The following is a 20,699-nucleotide window of genomic DNA, read 5'->3' as shown; positions in this document are numbered from 1 at the left end:
TCAGTCAGGAATTTTCGCTTTAGCGAACCGATTCTTTGTATCTTGATTTACCTCCTCACTCTCAAGGGTTCAATCACGTCCTCGATGAGTTGGGTGTAGGCTTTTTTGAGTTCGATTTTGTATTTGAGGGGGTTGAGGGCTTCGGCGACTTCGGTTTTGTAGTCTTGGTAGCGTTGGCTTTGGCTGAGTTCGCTTTCGCCGAGTTGTTTGCCTTCGCCTTTGCGGTAGTTTTTGACCATATACATGAGTTCGTCATAGCCGATATACCATTTCTTGGCCAGTTGTTTGACTTCTTTTTGGATGACGGCTTCGATCATCTGGTCGAGGATATTGGCCATGGATTGGCCACGGTAGCTTTCGGGGTCCATCTGGATTTGGAGCCAGAGGTCGGCGATGACTTGGGCGAGGCCTGGGTTGGTCTTAGCCAGGTCAGCGATGTAGGCATCCACGGCTGCGATGTCTTTTGCGGTCAATTCTTTTTGGGCATCATCGTCCTGCGGGATAAAGGCTTGGATGAGGGAGATGATGTACTCGTAATTGATCTCATCCATATGGACGGACTCGAGCTCATAGTAGATATCCAGCGGGTCCTCATCTGTCTTATCTCCGCCATCTCGTCTGCGTTTGATTTCTTCTAGGACATTTTGGTAGGTGCCCATATAGGTCTCAAGCAGGTCTTCTGTCAGGCCTGTTTCAGCAAAGACTTGCTCCTGGTTGTACTCAGAGTAGACCTTGATAGAGGCAAAATAGCGGTCAAATTCTTGGTAGGATTTGGCAAATTTTTTCAGTAATTCGTCACTGGCACTGTCGATGTCCAGTCCCATATCACCATCCATAGCGACTTGGCTTTGGAGGTTGGCCAGTTTCTCATCGAAATTGGCCTTTTCTTCTGCCCATTCTGGGGCTAGGACACTGTTTTCCCCGCCATTAGAGTATAGACGCAGGGCTTTATCCACAGCTTCTTTGAAAGCATTTGGCGCTTGGAAGGTCACAATTTGACCGAATTTTTTAGCCTGATCAAAGATACGGTTGGTCCGGCTAAAGGCCTGGATCAAATCATGAGGCCGCATAGGCTTGCGGTCGATGAAGAGGGTCGAGAGGCAAGGGGCATCAAACCCTGTCAGCAGGCGGTTGACCACGATGACCAGGTCTAGCTGTTCCTCCCGGAAGAGGTACTTGTCTTTTTTACGGGCTAAGCGGTTGTTGACATCGGCGTTAAAGCCTCGCAGGTCAGCTAACGTGTAGTGCGTGTCAAATTCCTGGTTATAGTCGATCAAAGCCTCTTTCATCTTGTCCTGGTTAAGCGTAGAGTCCTCCTCGTTTTCCGTCACGGAGTAGGTAATGGTGAACTTTGGAAAGTCCGGTAAGGTTTGCTTGGTCCGCTCGGAAATCTTGATACGGGTCTCGCCTCGTTTGACCCACTTTAAGAGGTCATAGTATTTCTGAGCAATGGCGATAGACTTGACGGTCAGGATGGCATTATAGGTTTTTCCAACCCCATTTTGAAAACCCAGTTTGCCACGAGACTGGTTGAGGATGACATCTAGCACTTCCAGCATATGCTCCTCGTTTTCATAGGCACTGTCCGGGATGTCCTCTTCAGGGACATCTTTGGACAGGAGGAGGGTGTTTTTATAGTCGACTTTGAAACCGAGAACGGCCTTATCATGAATAGCTTCCTTAACCGTGTACTCATGCAGGCGCTTGCCGTATTGCTCTTCGGTTGTTTGGGCCAGATCGCCGAGTTGTTGGCGTTTGTTTTCCGCAAAGATCGGTGTCCCTGTAAAGCCATACCAGAGGGAGTGGATAAAGAAGCTAGAGAGCTTTTGTTGGGATTGTGGCGTGACGGCCCGGTGGCATTCGTCAACGACAAAGGCAACCTTGAGTTGCTTTAGCTTCGCTACCTCTTTGGCGTACTTACCCTCCTCCATCTTCCGGATCATGGTGGCCAACTTTTGGATGGTCGTCACCACCACGCGCTTGTCATCAGCCACTAGGCGTTTGACCAAGTGATGGGTGTTGTCGGTCTCATCGATGTCGATGACATCATTGGCCGCATAGGAGGTAAAGCTAGAGGTCGTCTGCTGGTCCAAGTCACTGCGGTCCACGACAAAGATGGTCTTGGTGATGGACGGGATTTGCAGGAGGTTGCGCCCCACCTTATAGGACGTCAGGGTCTTACCAGAACCTGTCGTGTGCCAGACATAGCCAGACTGCTGGGCCTTGCTGGCTTCTTGGACAGCTTCGATGGCATGTACCTGATAAGGTCGTAATAAGATCAAGGCCTTCTTGTCATCATCAATGACCGAGTACTGCATGACCATCTGATGGGCGCGAGGGATTGAGAGGACCTCTTTAGCAAAGGCGTAGAGGCCTGGCACCGGCTGATTGCTGGTATTGACCCACTTGGTGAGGAAGGTCTCATTGAGCTTGTTTTCCTTGGCGGCAGCGATATAGCGGGTATCTGTCAGGTTAGAGACCACAAACATTTGCAGAGTCGAATAAATCCCGCGGAACTTGCCTTCCCGGTCGTATTTTTGAATCTGGCGAAAGGCATCCATGAAAGGATTATTGGCACTTTTGAGCTCAATCTGAATCATGGGCAGGCCATTGATCAAGAGCGTCACATCCAGCCGTCTGTCTTGGTCTGTCGGATTAGCCTTGGGGCGCTTGACTTGATGGGCCACTTCATAGCTGGATTTACCACCAGCGACATTGTCCCGCCAGATGACAGATAAGCGGATGGTGCCTAGGGTCGCGTCCTCTCGTTGGACTTGGACTTTGGCAATGCCATTTTCCCCAGCCAACCATTTGGCCGCTTCGTAGTAATTGACAAAGTTGAGCTGGTTTTTGACCTGAGCTTTTTCTTGGTCCGTTAAGAGGGTGCCGTTTAAGATAGCTACATTATTCTGCTCTAGCTTGGCAAAGAAATTGTCCCAAAGGCTTTCTTCGGTCTTCAAATCCTTGCGGTAGGTCCACTGGCCGGTCCCTGTTGTCAGCTGGTCAATGAGCTGTTGCTCGATGGATAATTCACCGGTATACTGCATATGCGATGCTTCCTTATTTCATATCTTTAGAAAATCTAGCTTTTCAACTGTTTTTGAACAGCAGAGAGCCTGATTTTCTGGTTTTTTCTAATTTTTCGTTACCTTTTATTATACCATATTTAGACACGTTTTTTAGGCGTTTTTCAGTAGTTAAACATTAAAAAAAGCCCACAACAGTGGGCGAAATGATTACGGTTCAGTAGTAGTTTTATTCGTCTGCAAATTCTTGATCCACGACGTCAGCCAAGAGTTGGTAAGAGTGAGCTTGGGCCTCTTGGTCAAAGATGTTGCTGTGGGCCATGAGTTCATCAAAGGACACTTGTTTTTGCATGGCCTTTATCTGGGCAGCCACTGACGCCTTGTCCCCGACAAAGGTGCAGGCGGTCATCTGGCTGACGGCTTGTTTGATGCGGGTGTGGGAGAGTTGGGCGCTAAAGGCCACTGGTCCAAAGTGTGGCACTTCTCCTGACGGCAAAATGGCTTCCCAAACAGCTTCATCTGACTCTTTCGGTGGTTGTAATTTCTGGGCCCTGTTGGTGACAATCCCTGCAAAACTTATGGTCTGCGTGGTCGCTAAGCGTTGGGCTTCCTCGTCTGTATCGGCCATAATGACATTGGCGCAAAGAATGACATAAGGCTCAGCCAAGGTTTCAGAAGGTTTGAATTCCCTACGGTAAATGGCTACCGCTTCCATCAGCATCCGTGGGGCAAAATGGGCTGCAAAGACATAGGGTAGGCCAAGCTTGGCAGCCAGGTGAGCACTGTCCGTGCTAGAGCCCAAGATATAGAGCGGCACATCTAGTCCAGCTGCCGGGTAGGCATGGACCGGCAAGGTGTCCGCAAAGTAGCCCTGCAGTTCCATGATATCCTCCTCAAAGTGCGGATTGAGGTTGTCGGTTCGTCTGATGGCACGCGCTGTCTGTTGGTCTGTTCCCGGTGCCCGACCCAGACCTAAGTCGACCCGATTAGGATAGAGGGTTTCCAGCGTCCCATACTGCTCGGCCACGATATAGGGCGTGTGGTTGGGGAGCATGACCCCACCAGACCCCACACGAATGGTCTTAGTCTGGTCCAAGGTACGTTGGATGAGGAGCTGAGTGGCACTGCTGGCGATGGTTTTAGAATTATGGTGTTCTGCAATCCAATAGCGTTCATAGCCCATGCCTTCTACCTTTTGGGCCAAGTCAACCAAATCATCCATGGCCTCTTTGAACCCTTGTCCTTCCCGTAACGGGGCTAAGTTTAAGACTGACAGTTTCATCTTGCTTTCTCTCTTTCTTTTGGAACAGTTTGTATAGCTATTACTCATATTTGCTAGACTTTATCAACATCGTCTTCTAGTTTTTTTCACTTTTACTATACCACGTTTTAAGGTTCTTTTCTCAGCTTTGCTACGGCTTGAAAAGTAGTCCATACAAAATGACAAAAAGAGACCCAAACCCTTCGGTTGTCCTGGTCTCTTTTTTTACATTCTTGTCATGGGTGCCAAAACCATTAAACCGCTTTGACTGTCACCTCAATATTGCCTGCTACTGCGCGTGAGTATGGGCAGACTTTGTGGGCTTCTTCTAGCAAAGCTTGCGCTTGGTCCAAGGACAAACCTTCGATATGGCCTTCGATGTCAACACCAAGCGTCACATCTGGTACTGGGCCTGTGCTCAAGTTGTACATAGAAACAGTCGCTGAAACGGTGCTGCTATTGGTCAACTGCTTACTTGAGAGAACGTAGCTCAATGCACTGTTAAAGCAGCTGCTAAAACCTGCCGCAAATAATTGCTCAGGGTTGGTTGCACCCTCTACTTTTTGCCCTGGCTGCACCACTTGGAACTGAATCGAGTTATCCGGCGCATGGACTTCACCTGTACGGCCACCCGTGTTAATCATTTTGGTTGAATAGATTTTTTTCATCTCACTTCTCCCTAATTATTGTTTTTTCTATTATAGCAGAAAGACGGCCTCTTGCCTTAAAAAAAATATGACTCGCCAACATTCCGTAAAATAATTTTAGAACAGTCACCCCTATCCAAAAACCGTCAGCCACACAGGCTGACGGTTTTCTTGTTTATAAGCATTACTATTCCAAATCGCCTGTCCAAGCGATGGTTCCCCCTTCGACATTGGTCACGTCATAACCCTGACCAGCTAAAAATTGGCAGGCTCTAGCAGAGCGAGCCCCTGAATGGCAGATCAGGTGGTAAGGCCTATTCTTGTCTAACTCAGTGTAGCGTTCTGCCAGTTCACTCAAAGGGAGAGACTGAGCGCCAGGCACATGGCCCGCTTGGTATTCATCTACTTCACGGACATCAATCAAGGATAGAGATTGGCTGTCAATGGCAGCTACTAAGTCTGCTAAGGCTTGGCTTTTAATCATGAATCAGGTCCTCCGGTTTGACCATTTTGTAGAGGGCATAGGCCCCGTCTAAGTTAGCAACCTCAAAACCTGCTTGCTTGAGGATGCGTTCTGCTACATAGGAGCGTAGGCCACTATGGCAGCTGACGATATAAGATTGGCTCTTATCGAGCTCTCCGAGACGATCGCGCAAGTCATCCAAGGGAATGGCCATGGCATCCGGGAAGCGCCCTGCGGCGAGTTCACCAGGATTGCGGACATCAAGGAGCACCTTGCCTTTAGAGAGTTCATCAGAGAGGTCGTACCACTGAACGTTGTGACTCAAGCCTTGAGCAAGGTTCATAGCAGCATAGCCGATCATATTGACAGGGTCTTTGGCAGAGCCAAATGGCGGTGCATAGGTGAATTCCAACTCTGGCAAATCGTCAATAGTTAGACCAGCTTTGATGGCCGTTGCCAAGATGTCAATCCGCTTATCAACCCCTTTTTGGCCGACGGCTTGGGCCCCATAGATTGCTCCTGTTTCAGGGTTAAAAATCAACTTGAGGATAATGGTCGTTGCACCTGGATAGTAGCCAGCGTGATCATTGCCACTGGTATGAACTACTGCAACCTTATCAAAGGTCTGACGAGCCACCCGTTCACTCAGCCCAGTTGAGGCAGCCACCATATCAAAGACACGGAAAATAGCTGTCCCGATACTGCCCTTGTTTTGGGCAGGAAGCCCAGCAATCACATCCGCCACTTGACGGCCCTGGCGGTTGGCAGGACTAGCTAGAGCAATGAGGGCGTCTTGGCCAGTAATTTGCTGCTTAACCACAACCGCATCACCGACAGCATAGATATCCTCTTGACTGGTCTGATACTGCTCATTAACTAAGATCCCACCACGGAGACCAAGCTCAAGACCTGCTGACTGAGCTAGTCCGTTTTCCGGTTGCACCCCGACCGACAAAATGGTCACATCAGATGGCAGGCGGCGACCGTCTTCTAAGACAAGGGTTTTGCCTTGGTCTTCAAAGGCTTGCGCTGACTGGCCTGTGATGACCCTAATTCCCTGTTTGACCAGTTCGGCTTCCACAAAGGCGGCCATTTCTTGGTCCAGAGGTGGTAGAACATGGGGAGCTTTTTCAATAATGGTGACTTCAAGCCCTTTTTTAGCAAAGTTTTCAGCCATTTCCAGGCCGATAAAGCCTGCACCAATCACTGTTGCTACACCTGCTGTTTTTCCTTCTAGCTGAGCCATGATCTGGTCCAAATCGGGAATACTACGCAGGGTAAAGACATTCTCAGCCTGATCAAGACCCGTCATCAGTGGGACAAAGGGTTTGGCACCCGGTGACAGGATCAACTTGTCATAGCTTTCCGTATAGGTTTCTGTCTTAGTTTTGACCACAATTGATTTACTTGCTGGATCGATGGAGAGAACCTCTGACTCTGGTCGGACATCCAGGTTAAACCGCGCCTTGAGGCGGTACCAACAAGCTAGACCGCTCCGCTATTTCCCCAGAAACATGATAAGGCAGCCCACAGTTGGCAAAGGAAACATAGGGGCCCTTGTCAAAGACAATAATTTCAGCGTCTTCCATAAGGCGACGCAAACGTGTTGCAGCAGACATACCTCCCGCAACCCCACCAATAATCAAAATCTTCATCTTACTTTCCTCCTTGTATAGTTCCAGTATAGGCAGACATGCCGCCCTTGACATTAACCACTTGATAGCCCTTCTTTTGAAGGACACGCGCCGCGCGCTTGCTCCTCACACCTGACTGACACAGAACATAATGTACCTGGTCTTTAGTGCCTTGAAAATGTGATAGTTGATCCAAAGGGATATTGCGCCCCCTTGATATGCCCCCTCTGGTATTCCTCTTTCATCCGAACATCTAAAACAACTGACTTAGGTTCTTGTAAAACCCTATCTAAGTCATTGATAGCAATACTTTTCAGCCTATTTTGACAGAGCCGTTGAAACAAACAGATCATGACCACAGTCCTTTCTTATTTGATGGGTAATCCATTAAATACCCATAGGGGTATATTAAAAGAATACCAAATAGTGACCTCTTCGTCAAGAAAAGACTTTCCAATTTGACAAAAATACCCCTAGGACGTATAATGATCCTAAAGTGAGGTTCCTATGCAAACAGATCAAAAAAATATTCTCAACCGTCTCAAGCGGGCTGAAGGCCAGCTGAGAGGCATCCAAAAAATGATTGAAGACGAACAAGAATGTATTGACATCGTGACCCAGCTGACAGCTGTCCGCTCCAGCATCAACCGCACCCTTGGTCTGGTCATCAGTACCAAGATGCACCAAATCTTTGAAGACCCTGACCAAAAACCAGAGGACTTTGAAGCTAACCTGGAACAAGTCATCGACATGATTATTAAGAAATAGGTCATAAAAACTACCAGAGCTATACTTAGCCCTCTGTCGCACCTGTCGCTTGATAGCGTAAACCCTCGCCCACATCTGTGAGCGAGGATTCTTTTTACCAGTTTACAAATCCCTATAATCAATCAGCTCAACGCGCTGCTCCTTCAACCACTCTTTGGTGGCAGGAGCGATGAGCATGGCAACTTCCTTAGGCCGAGGCAAGGTCAGGCTGGAATGATCTAACAGGTCCTGATCGAGGTAACCTGGGGGGAAGACAAAGAGCTCAACCACATCCTCAGTCATCTGACCAACCACCCGCTGAACCATCTCAAGTGTGTCATAGTCTGGCCTCATGCACTCCATATTCATCCGAAACTGAGACTGGCCGATAGTCAAGGGCTGACTGAAATCCAGGGGTAGGCCTGAATAGGTCAGACCTTGCGTTACATAAGAATCATAGAAGGCTTGCGGATCTTCTGCCATAAAGACTTGGAAGGCTCCTTTAGGCGCAATCTTGCGTTTTGAAAGAGCTGCTTGTAGGGGTTTAGGGGCTTCTGATAAGCTCGTATAAGTTTTTACCGTCACACCTGACACTGCTTTTCCGTCAGTTGTCACAAGTTGAATACTTGCTTCATCTGGTAATAGAGATTCTTCGGGATAATCATCCACAAAGTAGAAACCTTGTACAATTTGAGCCTTATCGGCCTTAGTGCCTCGGTATTGGTCTAAGTCTCATGACAAGGTATAGTAGTTTTGTGAACCCACTATCATCGGTTTTCCGTCAATGTCCACCTTATCCTTATTAAGGTTTTGTTTTTTAGGTGTTGGGCTAACAAGGGTATTGATCACCTCATCGGTTTCATAGCCATTGCCAAAATCCACTTGGTAGGCTTTGTTTCGATAAGTCTTCGTCTGACCATAAAGGCTGTCTTTGACGGTCATTTTGGTGAGAAGGTTTAAAGAAGTTCCTGTTTTGACATACTGGTCATAAAAGTCTTGATTGTCATTAGGCATAAAGACTTGGAAAGCCCCTTTAGGAGAAATACTTGGCTTTGACACGAAACTCCATCTTGTCTGTTCGCCAATTGCCTGTCTCATCATTACGGTAGGCAATAAAGCCTTCTGTTGGGTCATTTGGCACGACTAACTGCACGGCATTAGTTCCAGCTGGAGAAACAAGGTTTGTAATGTCATAGGCTACTTTTGTGATTTTCTTACCATCAAAGCGAGCATTTTGAAGATTTTGATAGGTAAAGGAAAGGGTTTCTCCTGTTTTAAAGGTATCATAGACGAAGAAACCAGTAGAATCTAGGATTTTAGAATACCCACCAAGCATGGCATCACCCTTCGCAATGATTCCTTATTGCGTTTCGTAATAGCAGCAATCTCAGCTTCACGGTCTGTCACCAATTTTTGTTGGTTCTTATTGTAGGCATCCACAGCAGCTTGACCAGCCTTATTTTCGTCATCTATCGCTTGTTGCCCAGCTTGATTGCGTTTAGTAATAGCTTCATTATCAGCCTTTGCTTTAGCAAGACCCGCTTCATTTTCCTTTTGAGTCACTAAGTTCTTTGCGACAATGGCATCTGCATCTTTTTTCTTTGATTCGTATTCAGATAGATTGTCCTTATTTTGCTTATCAATAGCAACTACCGCAGAGGTATAATCCTGATAGCCTGAAACAGTTGAACCATCTCCTGATGGTACTGTTTGAGTGGTAACGGTCACATTAGCCGACTGATCTTGGCCTTTGATTTTTGAAACTGTGCTATCCACTGAATGGTTCAAGTTTTTTCCTGCTTGAGTGGCGTCTTTATGACTAGCAGCCAACGCAGCATTCCCTTGTTCAACACGTGTTTTATCTTGTTCATAAGTCGCTTTGTCAGCTTTATAGGTATTGGTCACCTGAGTAATGGCTTCAGCCTGCCTAGCAGCATCCGCTTCCGCCTTATCCAATTGCTTACTGGTCTCACTCGCAGAAGTTGTATTTCCCAAGTCCATAGGTTGGTCCTGAATGGTCGTAACCCCTTCAGCTGTTGCTTGATTGACAGCTTGTGTCACAACAGCATGAGGAACGGTGACTGTAATAGCCCCATCTGATTGACCAGTTGAGGCAAGGCTATCCGTCTGTTCAACAACTGGAGCTGGCTGAGCTTCTGGTAAGTTGGTCGCAGGATTTTCTGTCAACTGAACGGTTGTTTTATCCAGCGAGGGTGTTACCACTTCATCATCTTGTGCTACTTGGCCACCCCAAGCGACAACAGCCGTCACCATAGTTCCAAGAGCCACCGAACAAAGTGTCCGGTACTTCTTACTTTTACGGAAGACGTGTTTTTCTGCTTGTTCCTGATTGACTAAAAGTGATGATGACATTGTTTGGTCATAAAAAGTCCTTCTTTTCTTTTGATAAGTAGCAACAATCTGTCACTCTCTCCTCATCATAAAAAAGACGACTTGATTTTGGTATCACATCAAAAACAAAGAAAAAAGCTATCAGTAGCACTACCGATAACTTCTGAAAATCCCTATAAAAAAGGAGAGGACTGACGCATCAGACCCTCCCAGAACCACTCTATAATGCCAAATTATGGTGAAATACTTCATTTATAATTTTTTGGGTTTCTATTTCATCTATTCCAAAATATTGTAGTTGCATAGCTAGGACAATTTGTTCAAGGAACACCACATCTAGCAAAGACTCATTTATAAATTCCTTATCTAAATTTCCATGAGCAAAATTATTTCTTTGTTTGCCTATTCGCTCTGCAATTTCAGAGTGATTATAAGAAATATTGTTTAATTTATATATGGATTGTCCAAATAAATTCAATAAAGATGCACCGTATTCTTCAAATATTTGACCAATCTTTTGAGAAAGAGATAAATAGGATACAACTGATTTTTTCAAATCTTTGTAAATTTTTTTCAGCTTACCTGTTGAATTTTCAATCAAACGCTCTAATTCTTTACTAGCTTCTTCTTCCAGTTTTTTTCGTTGCTCGCTTTTCCATTCATCTTCTGAAAATAGTCTACTAAACTCCCATTCAAATGCAGCGGTTCTTAATACAAAACTAGCAGCATCAATTATCCGACTATCCCTAAAACTCTTACCTAGATGTCTGAGATATAGATTATTTTCAGCTATGTCATCTAATATCTTTCCCTCATAACCAGCAATATATTTTTGTTGAATATATCTTCCATCTTTCAATGGCTTCATCTCAATCTCAATACTTTCTTCAATCACATTGGATTCCCCAACCTTTCCTTGATTATTTGACAACCGAATATCAGTAAAATTAACATTTCTTCGATTACAAAGAAATTGGATAAACTCCTTTGCGATACGATATAACTCTCGTACAAAAGAATAATCTTGAGTTTCTTCAAAATGAAAAACCATTGACGATGATAACGCTAGAGGTGGCTTTTCGATAGATAAACTTGTTGTTCTAGTGACGCCGAAATAAACTTGAACTTCTTTTCCAAAAACATTAAATTTCTGTTCTTCTGTCGTTGTTGAGTCAAAATCATAGGTACTAATATTTATTTTCCCATCGTGTTCTTCAGGTTTATACGAAATTTCAAAAGTACGATTAATTGGATGAATATAGTTTAGTTCTAACCCGCTAAATGATATTCGACTAATCCTAGGTCTGTCAGAATAACTAAAAAAATAGGCCAAAATCGGCACTGTAATGATACCGTTATTTTCCTGCAGTTGCGTGTGTTTATTTGTTAGAAATGTAATAACTCGATTTGTTTCATTTGTCCGTCCATAAAGAAAGTTTTCTTCTACGAATTTAGGCTTCCCTGGCCAAGAAAAGATTCCTGCTCCTAATTTAGTATAGAACCAGGAATGCCTAATCTCATCTTTGTTCCCTTATTTGGGAATCAAGGATAATCTTTCTTCAGCGAACGTAAAGAAAAATTCATAACCCATCATCTGCAAAGTTCCTGTCAGCATACACTACTAACCCCCTAATTGATTTAAAATAATTGCCACCACTTCCACTGATTCCTCAAAACTCATTTCACTGGCATATCTGAATGATTTTTGATAGCGAGACCAAAGCTTTTTCTGATAGTCTGAGCTACGGATTTCCCCTAGTTGACTTTCCCAATTTGTCAAAATATCTAAACTTTCTCTTTTTTTAGCAGTATTGTTTAGAGCAGTTTTCAATATTGGGATATCAATCTCATCTTTTCGAAGGTAATATAATGTGTAGAGGTCATAACGATCACGAGGTCTAGTTGAAGCAGCTCCTCGACGAATAATCGTTTCTAATTTTTCAGCAAGAACAGTTTCTAAATTATAAGTCCAAACTTCTAGTTTATTCTCTGAAAAAACAGACTGCAATTGATAAGTAATTTCTCGTGGCGTTATCTGGTCACCTGTTGTTATATCTATAAAGACAACTTCACGTAGGGTATCGAATGTCGCCTTGAGTTTGAGTGTAAAGCCCCCATATTCGTCATCTTGTCGAATCGGTTCCAGCATATCAATTTCAAATTGGAAACCTTCAGAAGGTCGCTTCACAATTTCTTTGAAGATTATTTGAATATTTTCTTCACTAAGAGGTTGACCTTTCAAGGTAACATCTAAATCCATTGTTGTCCGTTTATCTAGGCCAATCATCTGTCCGATAAGGAAACCACCTTTCACAATGAAGGAATCTTTATACTGACTCCCAGAGATCAGTTTTAGTACTTGCTCAATCAAATAGTTCTGCTGAACTTGTTGAGCAGGTATCCCTTTTTCTCTTGCAATATTCTTGATTTTGGCTTTGAAACTATTAGCATTTGAAAATTTCACGACAAGACCTCCACATAAGATTGTAGCTTTTCAGTGACTTTAAATAGTTGTGCATAGTGGTACAACTTGGCATAATTCACAGCTCCTTTTTTAAAGTAAGCTTGAAACGCTGGAGCAATGACTTGAACATCAACATGATAGGTTGTTCGCAAGCACTCTACCAAAGTTCGTTCCATATCATATACTAAGATAAACTGTCCAGCCTGTCGCTCTAGTTTTATAATACCGATTTCATGATGATTTCTAGCAACAATCGGCTTAACACCAGCTTCTTTCATTAGCCTCGTGTTAGTCCCAAAAGGAAAAGTCATCACAGGTTCAAATGGAACAGTGAGGGAAAGGCCATGTAACCATAGTGCTGTTTCTAAGGAATAAATTCCTTTTGGAAAACGATACTGTAAACTAAAGAAATCATCAATATAGGTATCAGGCAGATGATAAATCCCTCTTTCAATTGATTCCACTTTACCTTTTGAGACCAATTGATTCAATTGTTGGTAAGAAAAGTTAAGCTCTTCCATATCACGAAAAGTTATAATGCCATGATTTTTTTTTATGTAATTATAGACAGGTTTCTCTAACAAATCCACATTACCACCTCCTAAACAATATGCTAACATTTCACTACAATGTTAGCATATTGTTTAGGAAAAATCAATCACAAACAAAACAATATGCTAACAAATTATTAATTTGTTAGCATATTGTTTTCTGTTTCATTGTATAGGCAAAACTAATCGTACCATCGACTCCTGATAACTTACGGAAAGTATAATTAGGATTGCCATTATAGTTCGTTTCTGAGATAAGGAAAGATCCATCTGGGTAAACTTTCTCGACAAAGGCGACATGACCGTATTCTGTTGGCGATCCATGACCTCCTCCCGCAAAGGAAATAATCGCTCCTGCTTTTGGTATCTTACCTGTTTCTCCACCAAGGCGTGCTGCTGTTGCCACCCAGTCTTGACCATTCCCCATGGTACTAATGATTGGGATTTTCTCACCATTTCGTCCTTTGAGTTTCAAGCCCAATTGGTTAATCCGAGCGGCAACTCCCCACGTACATTGCCCATAGGCATAACCCATACCGTCACCTCCACCTGGAATGGAGTTGTCATAAAGGACTCCTCGAACCGCTTCCAGCGCTTTTGGATCACTCTGGGCGGTTCAACCATTTAGTTGGTTAAAGCCTTTCTCAATTTGGTAATACCACTCTGTAGCTCTCGTTTGACGTTCTAAGAGCTTATCACCACTATTTCCTTCCCAATAAATGAGAAAGAGTTGGGCAAGACTGGCTGGGCTTCCTGAGTTTTTGAAAAAGTCTTTTAACCAGTTGGTGTAGTAAGGATTGTCCCCATGGAGCATGAAATCCAGTTGTAAGCCTAAGTCATACCACTTCTGCTTTTTTCGGTTGGCATACTCTAATAATAAGGTATGTCTGCGTGACCCATCTGCAGTATCTGTCCACTACTCTAAGCCCAAGCCACGTCTTAGAATATTCGGGTACCTGCCATTATAGATAGCTGGACCATTTAGAGACAACCATCCCTCATCGTCCCAAGAACTATCCGTTGCTCCAACAGAAGGCGATAAGTAGTCCCCTTCAGCTCGTTTGAGATTAATGGATGATTCTACTGACCAGTTTCTCTGAATCATCGTCAACCTTTTGATTGGTCGCTTTTAGACCAGCACCATCCTTGGTTTGACCAATCACTTTCCCTGCTTGGACTTTCTGACCGTCTGTCACTCGACCACTATGACTATTAAATAGGGTCTTTTAGAACAGCATAAGCAACCTTAACCTCAAGTTTCATGTCCTTGTAGCGTTCACTCTCAAACAAGAGTTTTGGGAGCTTATAGTAACGCTCTGACGTTTGATGTGATCTGCTGTGATACATTTTATGATTGTCCCTCCAAGACTAACAGACCAACATTTCCCAACTCATCAAATTGAATGAGTTCTTTCTCCTCCATTTCAGCAACTATCCCCTTTGCTTTCTCAATATCGATTCCTATGATAGCCATGAGATGACACATCACAATTTGTCGTGATGACTGTTCATTCTTTTGCATGATTTTCCTCCTGAAAATAAAAAAGCGAGAACACTTATTAAAATGTTCTCGTAAAATTCTAGGCACCAAACTAGGCACCAAAAATTGATTATTTTTGCGTATTATTGCTTAACACTAAAGTTACTTAACAAAAATTAAAATAGGAAAAGCCCTGATAAGTCAAGGCTTTTGGGCTATATTTCTCATTTTTTGATTTTTCAATTCCACATGGCTCCCATTCAACCATTGAATAGTAGCCATTTCTTATTCCTTTTCTGTTTCAATTTTTTTATTCAAATGCTCCAGTGATAAGGTCAAGATATCTTCCAAAACATCAAGGTGTATATCAGCCAATTTATTGACATAGACACAGCCAACCGCTGTTTTGTACTTACCTAAATTTTCCAAACGACTAGCTCGATTAGGTAAATCCTGATCAATGTAAAGAGTGATTTTCGCCTGTCTTGGAGCAAAAGACAACTGAGGTGAATCACCTTCATGACCCGTCTCATAACGATAATGATAGTTGCCAAAACCAATAATCCCAGGATACCAAACCACTGCTTCCTCTTGACTGACTTTTTGATATAATCCCAACAGTTGACGAGCCTCATCCTGTTGACGATTAGTCTTCAAACTAGAAATCAGCTCCTCAACAGATTGACCTGTCGGTGCAAACTTAGCCATAACATCCCTCATAAACACTTACCATCTGAATACGATAATCTATATTATTATACCATGAAATCAGAACAGGTCGTAGGTCGTTGGCATAAAAAATAAGCTTTCTAACAAGAAAACTTATTTGATGAATAATTAAATAATTCTCGTCTCTATGGAAATACTATCAAAAATCAAATAATACCCATTAACAAAAGAATGTAGTTAACAACTGATACAAGAACAATCAAGCCATTATTTAATATATGAACACCAATGGAATCTCGAATATTGCCCTCACGATTGAAGGCGAAAAAGAAAATACTGCCAAGTGCTAAGTAAATAATAATCTCTAGAGGCATAACCGCGTGTAATAGGGCAAATATCAAGGAACTAACCAGACATTTCGCCCATTTATTATCTGCTTTAAAGAAATAACGACTGAAAAATCCTCTAAAAGTCAACTCCTCTAAAACTGGTGCAAAAAAGGCAATCATGACGTGAAAGGCTACAAAATACATAGGAAACATGTGTTTCAAATCACTAGCTGTGGCTTGCAAAGCAGCATCATTAGCTGACATCATATTGCCAGTCACTTTTTGTAATAACAATGTCCCTAAAAATGCAACAACACGTGTCGCAAGAAAAAATAAGAGTGCCATTCCAAATCGCTCCCAAGTGAATGGTCTTCCTGTAATCATGTAAGATTCTTTTTCTACATAAGCCTTCCAAACCTGCCAGATAATCAAAAAAGCAACTATAAGATACAAAATACTAAAAAGCCACTGCAGACTAACTGGTGTCTTGTCCTGATTACCAATTAAAATCATAGGTGTCAAATTGAGTACAAGCACCAAGAGAACTAAACCAATAAACTTAAAAATGCGTTTCACTAAAGACATTTTAAAACTCCTTTTGAATATTATTTGTGTTAAACCCATTATTTTTTAAGTTACTATTTATGTCACTATCATCAAATACGAGTTAACAATATGGTCAGTATACCACATCAATTAAACGATGAACCTTGAAATCCTAAACAGTCATTCAAACGTCCTGAATGGTCGTTTTTATCCTAAGGCATTCAATTTTTTGATACAATCACTGAAACAAAAAGGCATCATCAGTAACCATTCAAGATTAGCCAACAACACCTTTTTTATTTTTTTCATACACCATCATTCAGATTAAGTAATAGCTACATACCTTCTTAAACCGCTAAAGCTAACATAAGATAACCATTGATATCCATCTGAACTCACTACTTTATCATAGTTAACCGTTGAACCAGCGTTATAGTAAGCTAATTCTGGACTTGATAATTTTGGCTCACCCTTGATAGAAGTACGTTTCTTAAAGGTGTAAGTCCCTTGCGAAGGTAAGTTTGTCTGACGTGATCCAGTATTGGGTTTTACACTGCCATAGTCACCACCTTGGAAACCGTAGTACTCTTCAAGTGATAACCCTGAATTATGAATATCCTTAGCTTCTTTTCCAATATAGCGAAGATGCCAAACTTCTTGCATAAAGCCCGTCACAGCTTCTTTACCTGGTTGATAACGGACAACAAAGCCATATTCATGAGCATGTTGTTGAAGCCAAGTACTAGCAGCCTTATCTTCCAGAAGTCGACCATTTTTATCTGTTAGGTCAAAAGCCAATCCTGTTTGGTGTTCACTGTAACCTGGCCTTGCTGAATAGCGATCCGCTGCCTCTTGTCCATCACGTCTGACATATGATTGATATAATCCAGCTTGTGTATTGTAGCTTCTAAAACCACTGTAACCATAGCCGACATTGTAACCTTTTGCAATCATATCATCACGCAGTTTGATGAAAGCGGCCTTAGCAGTCGGATTCTCACCTGGATTGTACTGAGCAGATAGTGGGTATTTTTTATTAACGACGATAACCTCATCATATTTTCCAGCCACGCTATAGTATGAACCATTAAAGGTAACCTTTTGCTTTGAAGAATTTGTAGCTGTCGGAGTCACTACTGCTTTTGCTGGCAATGTAACCTTCGTTGATAAAATCCCTTTCAATTGACTATTTCCATAATCATAATAGAGATGGACATGATAATCGCCAGTATTATCTTTGTGATTTTTAGTAGCAACCTCCACCTTGTAAGTATCGTCCCCTTGTTTCTGTGCCTTATACCAGACCAAATCATCCTGACCACCTTGATCTGACCAAACAGGAACTTTAATTGACTGGATAGTATTTGGAGAAGCTACTTCTGAAATGGTAATAGTGAAACCAGCACTTGAGATATCTGTGACAGCCATGCGACCATAAAGCTTGACACTACTTGTCGGTGTTACTTCCTTAGTTGGTTTCGGACTTAGTTTGTCAGTAGTTCCTTTAATTTTGCCTAAATCCACATAGCGACGAATACCGCTATAACTAACATAAGATAACCAGTGATGACCGTCATTTTCAAGGTAGCGATCATAGTTAACCTTATCACCTTTGCGATAAATAAACTCTGTCTTAGCGGCTACTTCAGGCTTGTTCTTGATAGCACTGTCCTGAGTAAAGGTATAAGTTCCTGATTTGGCAATGGCTTTTGCTTCTTCTTCCTTAGTTGGCGTTGGTTTCGGAGTAGCCTCTGGTGTTTTCACTGGGACATCCTGAACCTTTGAGAGGGCGACATAACGGCGGACACCACTGTAACTGACATAAGACAACCATTGCACCTGATCTGCAATCAAGGTTTGATCATAATGGATAGACTCACCTTTAGCAAAGGTAAATTCTGTCTTGGCAGTAGCCTTAGGGGTGTTTTTCACAGCAACTTCTTCAGTGAAACGATAAGTGCCACTTTTCGGAAGAGACTGACTGGGTTTTGTCTCCTCGTCAATATCTTTCGTGTCTGTTTTAGGAGGATTAACCGTTACCTTACCAATAGGGGCATAACGTCTAACCCCACTATAAGAAAGGTAAGTCAACCAGTTGGTACCATCCTTGATCACAAGATTATCATAGTACACCTTGTCGCCCTTGTTGACATAAAATTGGACTGGCGCTGACAATTTTGGCTCATTACGAACTTCTGTGCGTTCTGGATAGATGTAAGTCCCCTGTTTGGGAAGACTTGGTATCACAACTTCTTCTGCCATAGCTTCTGAAGCTGCTTGACTGGCTGAGGTTGATTCAGAAGTTACTGTTGACTCGCTAATCTCTACGACATTTTCAGATAAAACGTGTGATGAAACAACTTCTTGACTCCTTACTTCACTGCTAGCTGTCATTGACAATTCAGAAAGAACTTGAGAAGAAGGCAGAACTTCCGAAGAAAGCATAGGCTCCGAAGTCATAAAGACTTGGCTCATACTATCAGAAGAAGGGATTTCAGAAGATGATATTAAAGCTCCTTTGTTACTTAAATTCACAATCTGATTGTCATCCCTAACTACCACATTTGGAACTAAACTATCGTCAGCTGAAACCTGACCAGCACAAACCAAAGTCACTCCTACAAGAACTGATGCAGCTCCAATAGAATACTTTCGAATTGAAAAACGTTGTTTTTGATTGGTAACAAAAGATTTTGTCATATCCTCATCCTCATTTCCTTATTTTTCACCTTCATTATAATCTTCAATTTGTCATTTGTCAAATATATTTGTAACATATGTAATACAAATGAAATATTTTAATTAACTGTCATCTTTATATTCGTAATAATTTGTTTATAGTTTGTTATCCTATTATTTTCACCAACTCTAAAGACTTTCTTAAATGTATCAAAAAAGCCATCTTCAACACGAAGACGACTTTTTTCTTAAATCATTTCATTAAAATCCCAGACTTCTGTCCAACCATGATAAAATTCAGGTTCGTGACAGACCATGAGAATTGATCCTTTGTAAGCTTGTAAAGCTCGACTTAGCTCGGTTTTTGCATCTGCATCCAAATGATTGGTTGGCTCGTCAAGAATAAGAACGTTGTTTTCACGATTCATGAGCAGACAAAAACGTACTTTGGCTTGTTCTCCGCCTGATAGGACTTGAATTTGACTTTCAATATGTTTTGATGTCAAACCACACTTGGCTAAAGCTGCACGAACTTCAGCTTGGTTAAGCGCAGGAAAGGCATCCCAAACCGCTTCTAATGGCGTTTGACGATTGCCACCAGCAACTTCTTGCTCAAAGTAACCAATTTCTAAGAAATCACCTGTTTCAACAGATCCTTCAAGAGGATTAATTTGCCCTAAAAGACTCTTTAAAAGTGTTGTTTTCCCGATACCATTAGCTCCTGTGATAGCAACCTTTTGATTACGTTCAAAAGTTAGATTTAAAGGCTTTCTGGTCAGCGGACGATCATAACCGATCACTAAATCCTTGGTTTGGAAGATAAAACGACTTGGTGTGCGAGATTCCTTGAAATGAAATTCTGGTTTTGGTTTTTCCTTATCAAGCTCAATCAAATCCATCTTATCCAACTTCTTCTGGCGAGACATGGCCATGTTACGGGTTGCCACACGCGCTTTATTTCGTTGAACAAAATCCTGTAAGTCAGCGATTTCTTTTTGTTGACGTTCGTAAGCTGCTTCTTTTTGCGCTTTTTTCATAGCATGAACTTCCTGGAATTGATAATAATCACCAGAATAACGCACTAAATCCTGATTTTCAACATGATAGACAATGTTAATCACATCGTTAAGGAATGGGATATCATGAGAAATAAGCACGAAAGCATTTTCGTAATTCTGCAAATAACGCTTGAGCCAGTCAATATGTTCGGCATCCAAATAGTTGGTCGGCTCATCAAGCAACAAAATATCTGGTTTTTCAAGAAGAAGTTTTGCCAAAAGAACCTTAGTTCGTTGCCCTCCTGAAAGCTCTGTCACATCAGAATCCATCCCAAAATCCATGACACCTAGCGCTCGAGCTACTTCGTCAATCTTAGCATCCAAAGTGTAAAAATCACGAGACTCTAAGCGATCTTGCAACTCCCCAACTTCTTCCATAAGAGAATCAACATCAGCTCCCTCGTCAGCCATAGACATATAAATGTCATTGATACGGGCTTCTGTTTTGAAGAGATCATCGAAGGCTGTTCTCAAAACATCACGAACGGATTGACCTGCTTCAAGAACAGTATGCTGATCCAAATAACCAGCTGTGACATATTTTGACCATTCAATTTTGCCCTCATCAGGTTGCAAATGCCCTGTCACGATACTCATGAAAGTTGATTTTCCCTCACCATTAGCACCAACAAGTCCAATATGCTCCCCCTTTAAGAGACGAAACGATACATTTTCAAAAATAGCACGATCACCAAAACCGTGACTTAGATTCTTAACTTCTAAAATACTCATAATAATCCTCTACATTGTCAATTCAATCCTTACTATTATAACGTAAATTAAGTTAAAAATA

At 42.4% G+C, this 20,699-nt stretch carries 14 protein-coding genes and 5 pseudogenes; 1 reads left to right on the top strand and 18 read right to left on the bottom strand.

The annotated features are described in order from the left end of the window. Nucleotides 1-47: 47 nt before the first annotated feature. From C0J00_RS04850 to C0J00_RS10655, 7 genes and pseudogenes are all read right to left on the bottom strand, one after another. On the bottom strand, nt 48-3,047 hold the full coding sequence (locus C0J00_RS04850) for a type I restriction endonuclease subunit R (RefSeq protein ID WP_104967807.1): 3,000 nt from the start codon (nt 3,045-3,047) through the stop codon (nt 48-50). Nucleotides 3,048-3,255: 208 nt separating this feature from the next. Continuing rightward, on the bottom strand, nt 3,256-4,356 hold the full coding sequence (locus tag C0J00_RS04845) for an LLM class flavin-dependent oxidoreductase (RefSeq protein WP_233995874.1): 1,101 nt from the start codon (nt 4,354-4,356) through the stop codon (nt 3,256-3,258). Between the two features lie 185 nt (nt 4,357-4,541). Next, nucleotides 4,542-4,955, bottom strand: a complete 414-nt coding sequence (locus tag C0J00_RS04840; RefSeq protein WP_104967805.1) for an Ohr family peroxiredoxin — start codon at nt 4,953-4,955, stop codon at nt 4,542-4,544. Nucleotides 4,956-5,121: 166 nt separating this feature from the next. Continuing rightward, nucleotides 5,122-5,418 carry a rhodanese-like domain-containing protein gene (locus C0J00_RS04835; RefSeq protein WP_104967804.1) on the bottom strand — a complete coding sequence of 99 codons (297 nt, stop codon included), beginning with the start codon at nt 5,416-5,418 and terminating at the stop codon, nt 5,122-5,124. Further along, nucleotides 5,411-7,052 (bottom strand): annotated as a pseudogene (locus tag C0J00_RS04830) (FAD-dependent oxidoreductase). Before C0J00_RS04830 ends, C0J00_RS04835 begins: the two are co-directional and overlap by 8 nt. A 1-nt stretch (nt 7,053) precedes the next feature. Next, the gene (locus C0J00_RS10660; RefSeq protein WP_324761711.1) at nt 7,054-7,227 is read right to left on the bottom strand and encodes a rhodanese-like domain-containing protein; all 174 of its coding nucleotides are present in this window, start codon (nt 7,225-7,227) and stop codon (nt 7,054-7,056) included. After that, on the bottom strand, nt 7,196-7,384 hold the full coding sequence (locus tag C0J00_RS10655) for a rhodanese-like domain-containing protein (protein WP_324761710.1): 189 nt from the start codon (nt 7,382-7,384) through the stop codon (nt 7,196-7,198). The genes C0J00_RS10660 and C0J00_RS10655 overlap by 32 nt, the downstream gene beginning before the upstream one ends. Nucleotides 7,385-7,538: 154 nt before the next feature. Between C0J00_RS10655 and C0J00_RS04820 the strand changes: the two genes are divergently transcribed. After that, nucleotides 7,539-7,799: a metal-sensitive transcriptional regulator gene (locus tag C0J00_RS04820; RefSeq protein WP_104967803.1), complete on the top strand. Its 261-nt coding sequence runs from the start codon at nt 7,539-7,541 to the stop codon at nt 7,797-7,799. 444 nt (nt 7,800-8,243) lie between these two features. Here C0J00_RS04820 and C0J00_RS04815 read toward each other — a convergent pair. From C0J00_RS04815 to C0J00_RS04760, 11 genes and pseudogenes are all read right to left on the bottom strand, one after another. Further along, nucleotides 8,244-10,162: pseudogene (locus C0J00_RS04815) on the bottom strand (SspB-related isopeptide-forming adhesin); the annotation flags it as partial. Between the two features lie 188 nt (nt 10,163-10,350). Beyond that, nucleotides 10,351-11,745, bottom strand: a pseudogene (locus C0J00_RS04810) (hypothetical protein). Between the two features lie 6 nt (nt 11,746-11,751). Continuing rightward, nucleotides 11,752-12,594, bottom strand: a complete 843-nt coding sequence (locus C0J00_RS04800) for a nucleotidyl transferase AbiEii/AbiGii toxin family protein (RefSeq protein ID WP_104967802.1) — start codon at nt 12,592-12,594, stop codon at nt 11,752-11,754. Then, complete coding sequence (locus C0J00_RS04795; protein WP_104967801.1) at nt 12,591-13,184, bottom strand: type IV toxin-antitoxin system AbiEi family antitoxin domain-containing protein; 594 nt, start codon at nt 13,182-13,184, stop codon at nt 12,591-12,593. Before C0J00_RS04795 ends, C0J00_RS04800 begins: the two co-directional genes overlap by 4 nt. Before the next feature lie 106 nt (nt 13,185-13,290). Next, a pseudogene (locus tag C0J00_RS04790) lies at nt 13,291-14,368 on the bottom strand (phage tail tip lysozyme); the annotation flags it as partial. Further along, nucleotides 14,367-14,492 (bottom strand): annotated as a pseudogene (locus C0J00_RS04785) (replication initiator protein A); the annotation flags it as partial. The pseudogenes C0J00_RS04790 and C0J00_RS04785, both read right to left, overlap by 2 nt. 1 nt (nt 14,493) lies before the next feature. Continuing rightward, nucleotides 14,494-14,667: a hypothetical protein gene (locus tag C0J00_RS04780; RefSeq protein WP_104967800.1), complete on the bottom strand. Its 174-nt coding sequence runs from the start codon at nt 14,665-14,667 to the stop codon at nt 14,494-14,496. Nucleotides 14,668-14,910: 243 nt separating this feature from the next. Then, nucleotides 14,911-15,333 carry a DUF1801 domain-containing protein gene (locus tag C0J00_RS04775; RefSeq protein WP_104967799.1) on the bottom strand — a complete coding sequence of 141 codons (423 nt, stop codon included), beginning with the start codon at nt 15,331-15,333 and terminating at the stop codon, nt 14,911-14,913. Between the two features lie 167 nt (nt 15,334-15,500). Further along, nucleotides 15,501-16,208, bottom strand: coding sequence for a CPBP family intramembrane glutamic endopeptidase (locus C0J00_RS04770; protein WP_104967798.1), 708 nt, complete (start codon nt 16,206-16,208; stop codon nt 15,501-15,503). A gap of 285 nt (nt 16,209-16,493) precedes the next feature. Further along, the gene (gene ldcB, locus C0J00_RS10735) at nt 16,494-18,869 is read right to left on the bottom strand and encodes an LD-carboxypeptidase LdcB/DacB (RefSeq protein WP_104967797.1); all 2,376 of its coding nucleotides are present in this window, start codon (nt 18,867-18,869) and stop codon (nt 16,494-16,496) included. Nucleotides 18,870-19,096: 227 nt separating this feature from the next. Further along, nucleotides 19,097-20,638, bottom strand: coding sequence for an ABC-F family ATP-binding cassette domain-containing protein (locus C0J00_RS04760; protein WP_104967796.1), 1,542 nt, complete (start codon nt 20,636-20,638; stop codon nt 19,097-19,099). Nucleotides 20,639-20,699: the final 61 nt, after the last annotated feature.

The sequence above is a fragment of the Streptococcus pluranimalium genome (genome assembly GCF_002953735.1).
GTDB classification, from domain to species: Bacteria; Bacillota; Bacilli; order Lactobacillales; family Streptococcaceae; genus Streptococcus; species Streptococcus pluranimalium.
The sequence above is the reverse complement of the archived record's forward strand: the minus strand, read 5'-3'. Positions and strand labels throughout refer to the sequence as shown.

Coding starts and splice junctions, on each gene's coding strand:
- C0J00_RS04850 (WP_104967807.1), bottom strand. CDS start 3,047: ATGCAGTATACCGGTGAATTATCCATCGAGCAACAGCTCATTGACCAG.
- C0J00_RS04770 (WP_104967798.1), bottom strand. CDS start 16,208: ATGTCTTTAGTGAAACGCATTTTTAAGTTTATTGGTTTAGTTCTCTTG.
- C0J00_RS10655 (WP_324761710.1), bottom strand. CDS start 7,384: ATGATCTGTTTGTTTCAACGGCTCTGTCAAAATAGGCTGAAAAGTATT.
- C0J00_RS04775 (WP_104967799.1), bottom strand. CDS start 15,333: ATGGCTAAGTTTGCACCGACAGGTCAATCTGTTGAGGAGCTGATTTCT.
- ldcB (WP_104967797.1), bottom strand. CDS start 18,869: ATGACAAAATCTTTTGTTACCAATCAAAAACAACGTTTTTCAATTCGA.
- C0J00_RS04760 (WP_104967796.1), bottom strand. CDS start 20,638: ATGAGTATTTTAGAAGTTAAGAATCTAAGTCACGGTTTTGGTGATCGT.
- C0J00_RS04780 (WP_104967800.1), bottom strand. CDS start 14,667: ATGCAAAAGAATGAACAGTCATCACGACAAATTGTGATGTGTCATCTC.
- C0J00_RS04820 (WP_104967803.1), top strand. CDS start 7,539: ATGCAAACAGATCAAAAAAATATTCTCAACCGTCTCAAGCGGGCTGAA.
- C0J00_RS04840 (WP_104967805.1), bottom strand. CDS start 4,955: ATGAAAAAAATCTATTCAACCAAAATGATTAACACGGGTGGCCGTACA.
- C0J00_RS04835 (WP_104967804.1), bottom strand. CDS start 5,418: ATGATTAAAAGCCAAGCCTTAGCAGACTTAGTAGCTGCCATTGACAGC.
- C0J00_RS04845 (WP_233995874.1), bottom strand. CDS start 4,356: ATGAGTAATAGCTATACAAACTGTTCCAAAAGAAAGAGAGAAAGCAAG.